This is a genomic window from Erwinia sp. INIA01, assembly GCF_025947915.1.
Taxonomy (GTDB): domain Bacteria; phylum Pseudomonadota; class Gammaproteobacteria; order Enterobacterales; family Enterobacteriaceae; genus Erwinia; species Erwinia coffeiphila.
The window spans coordinates 250184-258164 of sequence record NZ_JAPDNC010000010.1; the positions used below are offsets into that span (position 1 = coordinate 250184).

Below are 7981 nucleotides of genomic sequence, written 5' to 3' on the forward strand. Positions count from 1 at the left end.
ATTCTTCCTGTCCCATTACATACTGAACAGGAGGCGGAGAGGGTTAAAACACAATTAAAAACCGTTCAGGATTTCGGGTTTTCAACCTGGCCTGAAGCGATTAACGCCTGGACAGATTCATGGATAGCTTCAAGGCTGCTATAGCGTGGTTGGTAGCCCAGACGGAATTTAGCTTTTTCAATTGAATGTGACGAACTTCTTACCACATGCCCTTCAGAGTTCCGCGCATACTCGCCCTCTTCGATGGTTTTCAGCCATTCCTCAAAAGGCAGGAAACTCAGGACGGGTTCCTTTCCGAACCAGCGGAATACCGACTCAGCATAACCGCGCAGGGTGATGGCCTGTTCCGAAACTACGTTAAAGACTTCCCCTATTGATGCTTCCCGGTTATCAATCGCACGAATAATAAATTGAGCCACATCTACTGCATGTACGTGGTGTAGCGTTTCATGGCCGAGGTTTGGCAAGGTAAGCGTTTCTCCGCGAATGATTCGGGAGTAAACCTCAGGATTCGAGTTACCCTGTGGCGTTGTCGGCACCCACCCTTCACCGACGATATGGCCAGGGCGAAACGATGTCGCCGGGAAGCCAGACAGCCGGGTTTCACGCAGGAGCCATGCCTCACTTTCCGCTTTCCCCTTGCCATAAGGGTCGATAGGACTCACTGGATCGCTCTCTCGAGAAGGTACGGCCGTAAAACGACCATAAACCCAGATGGAACTACAAAAAAGATAGTGCTCAATCTTGCCACGCAGTGCTGCAACAACCTGCTGCGTGCTGTTGAGGTCAAAAGAAATCATGTCGACGACAATATCGGCGTTAAGCTCAGCAATACGCTGGCCAAAAGTCCCCTTTTTTTCTTCTTCCAGTCGGTCAATAACAACGTTTTCGATTTTCGACCATGCATAATGAGGACGATAGGGTTTTGCTGAACCTCGACTGACATTAACGACCTGGTGACCCAGTTCAACCAGCATGGGCACGAGATAAGATCCAACGTGGCCGCTGCCACCAATCACAACGATACGAGACATGATTTTCCCCTGTATGAGTTCCCGGAATAGCGGTCAGAGCTCTCTCCCGCAGAACCAGGTATGATAAAGACACCACCTGAATGCCCATTTGACCGAGAGAAATATCATAGGGTGTGCTGGCGATTTTGACTTTGACTCAATATCGAATGCATTTATGGCGAAATCATAATAATTGTGACCTATTGATTTTCAGCAGAAGTAATCGAAGAATCTACTATGACGGTGTTTTTAATAGAAAGTGGCCCGTTATAACCCAGGCCAGCCCTATGTGCCCGCAAGAGTCGCTGTGAGTGAAAAGCGGGCGATGCTATCTTTATTACTTTCTGAGCGTTGATAAAGGAGCGACGGAGATAAATATGAAATTGTCTGGTGGATGTTTATGTGGGTTTATCAGCTTCACCGCGCTGAACCCTTCTTCCTCTCATTCCTGCTCCTGCGATATTTGCCAGAAACATTCTGGCTGCCAGACCGCAGTATGGCTTGAATTCCACTCGGATGATGTTGAATGGACGGGTGAAGGCGGTGTTCCTTCCCTGTTCCGCTCATCCGCGAGTTCCTCCCGGGCATTTTGCGGCCGGTGTGGCACCTCTGTCGGTGCCATTGATGACAGTCCGGTGATTGCTCTGCTGAGCGGAATTTTTGACCACAATGAGCAAGCCTTGTTTTCGCCACAATCTCACTCATTTGAAGATATGAAGCCTGAATGGTGGCGAAAAATCATGCCTGATGCCGCTGTCTGAATGATGAAGCAGCACTCTGTTTCGTTACAGCGTCTTCAGCATACAAATGCCGCAGCCGTCATGGCCGGTGTTGCCCAGCCTTTCAGACAAATGCCGGAAGCCAAAAGCTTCATAAAGGCGAACGGCATCCTTCAGTTCGTCCAGCGTTTCAAGATAGCAGGACTGATATCCCATGGCGGTAGCCTGTCCAATGATAAAGGCAATCATCCGTCTACCCATCCCCATGCCTTTTATCTCACTACTGAAATACAGTTTTTGCATTTCACAGGTGCCTTTCTCACCGCCTAACGGAGCTAATCCGGCACCGCCGACAATTCTGCCATTGGCTTCGGCAACCCAGTATCCACTACCGGGTTGCCTGTAAACTTCGCTTAAACGTTCAAGTTCAGGATCATGCAGGCTTACCCCTTCCAGGTGATCAATTTTATTCTCCCGAAAGCTGGTGCGGATGATCTCTGCGATTGCCGCATTGTCGCGGGCTTCAATCGGCCGGAAAGTCAGTTCTGCTTCGCGCTGGCGGCGGGCGTTTCGCAGGCTGCCTGAAAATGTTTCGATCGTTTGAAAGAATTGCTGAATTTCTTCACTGGAGGAGGAGGCAAGAGCTTCTTCTGTAAACCTGTCGGCATTTTCTTCCAGGCATACGAGCTTCTGGTTCCCTGACTCGCTTAGCCGGAACGTTGAGGCACGGCCGTCCTGCTCATCATGATCTCTCAGTAAGTATCCCGCCTCCATCAAGCTGCGAAGCGTGCGGCTCATGCTCGCTTTATCAACGCACAGCTTAGTGGCCAGCTCGGTTGCACCGCAGGGCTGGCTGTTAAGTTCAATCAGAATATGGCTCTGGAGGGGCGAAAGCTCCGTTCCGCTGGTTCTACGGCTGAGCATGCCAAGTTCTCTGACCATTTCACGCAACGCTGCACGGAACTGGCGTATTTCGTTTTTGTTCATAACCCGGACCTGAATGGAATGTCAGCGCACGATAATACACAAACTAGTTAACACTATTAACTAGTTTGTGCGTCATGCGACTTCGGTCCTGACTGGCGGTATGTTTGCTTTCTTCCCCTAGGGGCTCAATGAAGGCACTGATCGTGGTGTTCTACTCGTCATTGAGAAGTTTGCTTGTGACACGGAACGAAGCATTCGCGCTGGAACGGACAGTGGTAAATTATTGGCAACCTACAGCATGTTGCCAATAACATGTAAAAGCGTTTCGACTTAGGAACGTGTTACCACACTGTGTTACTTAGTATTAGCTCTGATTGACAGAGCCAAATCAGGAGTGGCACAGCTGTGCGTTCATTATCTGAGCTGGAAACTCAAAGGGTAACTTATAGCTGTTCTTGCTATGTTTGCCAGGAAGCATGTGGATAATGCCGATGCCAAGTCAACATCTCCAGAGATGCCTTCTTATACATGCCAAATGTAAATCCGCACGAGTGAATCAAAAATTATTATGTTTTCATCATATTGAAACGCTACGATATAACCACCAGGATTGTTCTGGACGTCACTAAACACAGTTGTAATTTCCGCTTATCATATCGGGTATGGCCAAAATGGAGTCGCTGAATGAATGTGTTGAGCTGGGCAATAGGTCTGTGCAGGAAGACGGAAAAATGGCTGGTTAAGCGCCAGGCAGAAGATCAGGTACAACGTACAGAGCAGGAGCTTAGTCTGACTGAAGGGGAGTCAGGTGACCGCTATGATACTTTAGCGCCGAAAACCATCAATGATGCCAGTATGAAAGAGTATTTCATTGCCCTGAAATACGCTTTATCGAAGAAGGATGTGAGAAACATTGCCATTACAGGCAGCTATGGCGCAGGGAAAAGTACGGTTATTTCATCTTTCATGAAATATCACTGCAATCATAAGTACATCAATGTTTCTCTTGCAGGATTCGATATGACGGAGAATGAAACAACCGTCAGCCCAACTCACCAAGAAGTTGAACTTAGTATCCTGCAACAAATTCTTTACAAGGAAAATAGAGAAAAGCTTCCCGACTCAAGGATAGACAGAATAATCGATAGAGGCCCCCACTATGTCAGAGGAACCTATCGTTCCTTACTTAAAGTCATTGCGCCCATCGCTGCTGTCGCATTTATTGTCTATTTCAAAAAAATTTCAGATTTCCTCAACCTTCCACCATCATGGATCGAGTTATTTAAAACTCACTACATTACAAAAGGGATTGTATTGATTTTCTTGGTTTTTGCAGCACTGTATTTTATAACTTCGTGCGCATCTCGAATAGGTTTTTTTGATAAAAAGCTCAAACTAAGCAAGATCGCCCTATTAAGTGGGGATATTGAGGCAAGCGACCAAGAAACACCATCTTTACTAAATAACTGCCTTGACGAAATTGTGTATTTTTTCACAAAACTGGAATACAAGGTCGTTATATTTGAAGATCTTGACAGGTTGGGTACGCCTGAGATTTTCGTTAAACTGCGTGAAATCAACAAGATCATTAATAACAACATTGTTGATGGTAACCCTGTAAGATTTGTTTATGCAGTACGAGATGACCTATTCCTAGGTGCTGATGCCAGAACTAAGTTCTTTGATTTCATCCTTCCTATTATTCCATTTATGGACAGCAAGAATGCGTTTACTTTGTTAAAGAAAAAGATGTCGTTAGACACATACAATGATAAGTATTTGAAAGACATTTCGGCATATATAAATGATATGCGCAGCCTGCAGAATTTGATTAATGAGTATCATGTTTTCAGCAATATTGTTGATAACAGTAAGGATAAAATAAAACTTTTATCGCTGGTTTTTTATAAAAACATATACGCTTTAGACTATTTTCTTACCGATAAGAAGACAGGTGTTTTATATTCATTCATTCGAGACTATCGCACCCGAAAACTTCACCGCAATCATTTCGATCACATGGAAACAAAACTCGACATTATACAGGAAAAAATAGATCATCTTAATGATGAGCCAATGTATGACCCTCGAGGGATTAGAGAAGATATAATATATCGATATCTACCTAAAATTCTTTGGGACGCGGTATATTTTGTAACGAAGAATGGATATCATAACGTTGATCGCCTCACAACTCTATCTTTGATTGATAATGAAAAGAGTTTTTTGGATTTTTTGTCAAGAGAAGATAACATATATATTGGCTATTTTATCAATGGCGGAACAAATTCACTCTCCTTATTTGATAAAGCATTAAGAGAGCAGTTGAAAGAAGAGTACCTGAAAAGAAAGTCTAGCCTAGGCAACGATAAAAACTCAGAGCTTAGTGAGCTACAAGTAAAAGCAAAAAAAATTAAAGAATCGATAAAACTAAGAAATGCACTTCCGCTAAGTGAACTTACGCTAATTATCGGGCGTGAAAAATTTGCAGATATTGCGCAGGAATATCTTAAAGAGATGAAAAGTTATGATTTCGTCTCTGAGCAGCAGCTCCATGCTTTGTGTGCCGATATGCGCAATGGTGGATTAGACGCCTTGTATCTGCTGCTTTCCGATGGTCTGGTGATGCAGGACTTTATGTCCTACCGCTCTATTTTTCATGAAGGATCAATGACCGTAAATGATAACGACTTTCTAAAAGCTGTCGGTCAAGATTTGAGCTGCACAATCTCAAATGGTGAATATTTTATCGATGATGAGAACAGAGTCATCAGCGAACTTGTGGAACATAACCGAATTTATTCCGATGGCGCGCTTCATCATCAACTATTGACTCATATGATTGAAAACGAGGATGAACATCTGGCGAATATGATTGTTTCGCTATTCAGCAAGTCAAATGAACACATCATCGCTGTTTTTTCTGAGCTTTACAGCAAATTTAGCAAACCCAAAACATTCGATAAGTTAATCGTTATTTCGCTACAAAAAAATGGTTATCTTGACAGAATGGTTGCCGTTCTTGCAGGCCATCCAGGTGAAAAATTCACCAACGATATCGCTATCAGTGTGGTAGCCTGCGTATCTCCTGAAAATGCGCTAGATAAACAGCAATACCGCCAGCTTATTCATATGTTGGGTTGCCGCATCATCTCTCAGCTCACAGATGACAACAGGGAAGATTTCATGCTTCATGTACAACAGGCAGATGCATGCTATAACGACCTGTTTGAACCGATGACGCCAACGGAGCGGTATTGCCTGCAGTTTATTGCTCAAAAAAATCTTTATCAGTTAACCCGACACAATGTTGGCATTGCCGTTGCGAGTCTTATCGAAAATATAACGTCTGAAGAGGCGGAAGGGAAACCCTGGACACTCGCCTATGAGCATAATCTCAGTGGTATTTCTGATTACTTCAGCCAAAACATCGATACATTCGTAAGGGATGTTTTTATTTCCTCTTCTGAGGATGCCGACTGTATCCGCTATGTCATGACCCGCACCTCTCTAAATGACGATTCCAAAGGCAATATCGTCAGAAAAATGACCTTCTCGTTTGCCGAACTGTCCGGGATATCTGCTGAAGCAGAATTTGCTGAAGACCACCTGACGCTCTCCTATCATGACCTGTTTTATCGTTATGACCGCGTCGTTCCTGGATGGGCCGCGCTGATGGACTATATTTGTGAAAACTGCAACATAGAGATACTGACGGCGTATGTGACAAAGCATGTGGCTGTATTCGCTCGGTCCCCTCTGCAAGTCTATGATGGAGACCGCTATGACCTGCTATATATGAAAATTATCTGCAACGATAATTTGGATGAGTTGACTTATCGGAAACTAGTTGTACCGCTTGAGATTAACATGCATGAAATTGATGAGCGGCTCAGCGCGCGTAATTTCTGTAGTTTGATAGCCATGCTGAAACTGCCTCTCGACGCCGCCGTGTATGAGAAAATCACGGTTCAATACTCGGTTCAGGATAAAAATATCAGTGATGCATTCGTCTGTTGGTTCAGCCAGTATAAAAGTGAGTTTTTGGCACAGCCTGATTTTTATCTAAGAAAAGTAAAAGATGCAAGCTTCTTCAACGTCATGCTCACAAAAGTCATGACCAGCACTCTATTTACTGTGCAAGAGAGAGTGAGCCTGGTGTTGCAGTTTATTGATTATATGGTTGCATCTGATATCGCCAATCTAAATTTCCCTAATGATGTCCTGCTGCAGGTATTTAATAGCACCAGTAATGAAGATTTCAAAGTCATGCTGTTTACGCAATTTATTGTGACAGGGCTAAAAAAATATCAACTGGCGGGGCTTTGCCATCAACTGGGCGAAGATGAATTGAGAAACATATTCATCAATCGAACCCAAGCGACAATCTCAATTGTAAATAGGAACCGCGTTATATCTATTCTTGAGCATCTCCAGACAGTAGGCATCATCAGAGGCTTCAAGGAACGTGAGGATGGGAAATTTTCCGTCGTTATAGACCCCGACGTGAAGGATGCAGATTAATGGCCAGCTCGGTTGCACCGCAGGGCTGGTTGTTAAGTTCAATCAGAATATGGCTCTGGAGGGGCGAAAGCTCCGTTCCGCTGGTTCTACGGCTGAGCATGCCAAGTTCTCTGACCATTTCACGCAGCGCTGCGCGGAACTGGCGTATTTCGTTTTTGTTCATAATCCGGACCTGAATGGAATTGTAAGTATCCCGCTAAAACGTCCCATTCACTTTTAGAGATCTTCCGGCATACTGATAACGTTGCCCCGAGGAGATCGCCATGCGAAAGGCCCGGTTTACTGAGCACCAGATCATCACAGTCCTGAAATCGGTTGAAGCAGGACGTACCGTTAAGGACGTCTGTCGTGAGGCCGGTATTTCTGAAGCCAGCTATTACAACTGGAAGGCGAAGTACGGTGGCATGGAAGCCGCTGATATTAAAAAACTTAAAGACCTTGAAGATGAAAATCGCAGGCTGAAGCAGATGTTCGCCGACCTCAGCCTGGAAAATCGCGCTCTGAAAGACGTCATTGAAAAAAAGCTTTAAAACCAGCGATAAAGCGTGAGCTCGTTAACTGGCTGACAGAACACTTTGCCATGAGCATACGCCATGCATGCAGGACGTTATCGCTGAGCAGGACGGTTTACCATTACCAGCCCGACACCCGGCGTGACGAACCGGTAATAAATGCGCTGACTGAGGCCGCTGAACGCTATCCGCGATACGGCTTCAAAAAGCTCTTTCAGGTGCTCCGCAGGCGGGGAAATGTATGGAATCACAAGCGTGTTCACCGGATTTACTGCCTTCTAAAACT

5 protein-coding genes and 1 pseudogene are annotated in these 7981 nt (G+C 44.8%); 3 read left to right on the forward strand and 3 right to left on the reverse strand.

What is annotated here, in order from left to right:
* Window positions 1-65: 65 nt before the first annotated feature.
* Complete coding sequence (locus OMR58_RS18730; protein WP_264546660.1) at window positions 66-1034, reverse strand: NAD-dependent epimerase/dehydratase family protein; 969 nt, start codon at window positions 1032-1034, stop codon at window positions 66-68.
* Window positions 1035-1390: 356 nt separating this feature from the next.
* Here OMR58_RS18730 and OMR58_RS18735 point away from each other — a divergent pair, with 356 nt between their 5' ends.
* The gene (locus OMR58_RS18735; RefSeq protein WP_200558660.1) at window positions 1391-1774 is read left to right on the forward strand and encodes a GFA family protein; all 384 of its coding nucleotides are present in this window, start codon (window positions 1391-1393) and stop codon (window positions 1772-1774) included.
* A gap of 24 nt (window positions 1775-1798) precedes the next feature.
* Here the strand turns inward: OMR58_RS18735 and OMR58_RS18740 are convergent, their stop codons facing one another.
* Complete coding sequence (locus tag OMR58_RS18740) at window positions 1799-2719, reverse strand: bifunctional helix-turn-helix transcriptional regulator/GNAT family N-acetyltransferase (RefSeq protein ID WP_264546661.1); 921 nt, start codon at window positions 2717-2719, stop codon at window positions 1799-1801.
* Window positions 2720-3343: 624 nt separating this feature from the next.
* On the opposite strand from OMR58_RS18740, the gene OMR58_RS18745 reads away from it, so the two are divergent.
* The gene (locus OMR58_RS18745; RefSeq protein ID WP_264546662.1) at window positions 3344-7183 is read left to right on the forward strand and encodes a YobI family P-loop NTPase; all 3840 of its coding nucleotides are present in this window, start codon (window positions 3344-3346) and stop codon (window positions 7181-7183) included.
* Here OMR58_RS18745 and OMR58_RS18750 read toward each other — a convergent pair.
* Window positions 7152-7346, reverse strand: a complete 195-nt coding sequence (locus tag OMR58_RS18750; protein WP_264546663.1) for a hypothetical protein — start codon at window positions 7344-7346, stop codon at window positions 7152-7154. The two genes, OMR58_RS18745 and OMR58_RS18750, sit on opposite strands and share 32 nt — an antisense overlap.
* Window positions 7347-7446: 100 nt before the next feature.
* Between OMR58_RS18750 and OMR58_RS18755 the strand changes: the two are divergent.
* Window positions 7447-7981, forward strand: a pseudogene (locus OMR58_RS18755) (transposase); the annotation flags it as partial.

What these genes read in the sequence shown, in the direction of transcription:
- OMR58_RS18735 (WP_200558660.1), top strand. Translation starts at nt 1,391, where the DNA reads ATGAAATTGTCTGGTGGATGTTTATGTGGGTTTATCAGCTTCACCGCG.
- OMR58_RS18730 (WP_264546660.1), bottom strand. Translation starts at nt 1,034, where the DNA reads ATGTCTCGTATCGTTGTGATTGGTGGCAGCGGCCACGTTGGATCTTAT.
- OMR58_RS18750 (WP_264546663.1), bottom strand. Translation starts at nt 7,346, where the DNA reads ATGAACAAAAACGAAATACGCCAGTTCCGCGCAGCGCTGCGTGAAATG.
- OMR58_RS18745 (WP_264546662.1), top strand. Translation starts at nt 3,344, where the DNA reads ATGAATGTGTTGAGCTGGGCAATAGGTCTGTGCAGGAAGACGGAAAAA.
- OMR58_RS18740 (WP_264546661.1), bottom strand. Translation starts at nt 2,719, where the DNA reads ATGAACAAAAACGAAATACGCCAGTTCCGTGCAGCGTTGCGTGAAATG.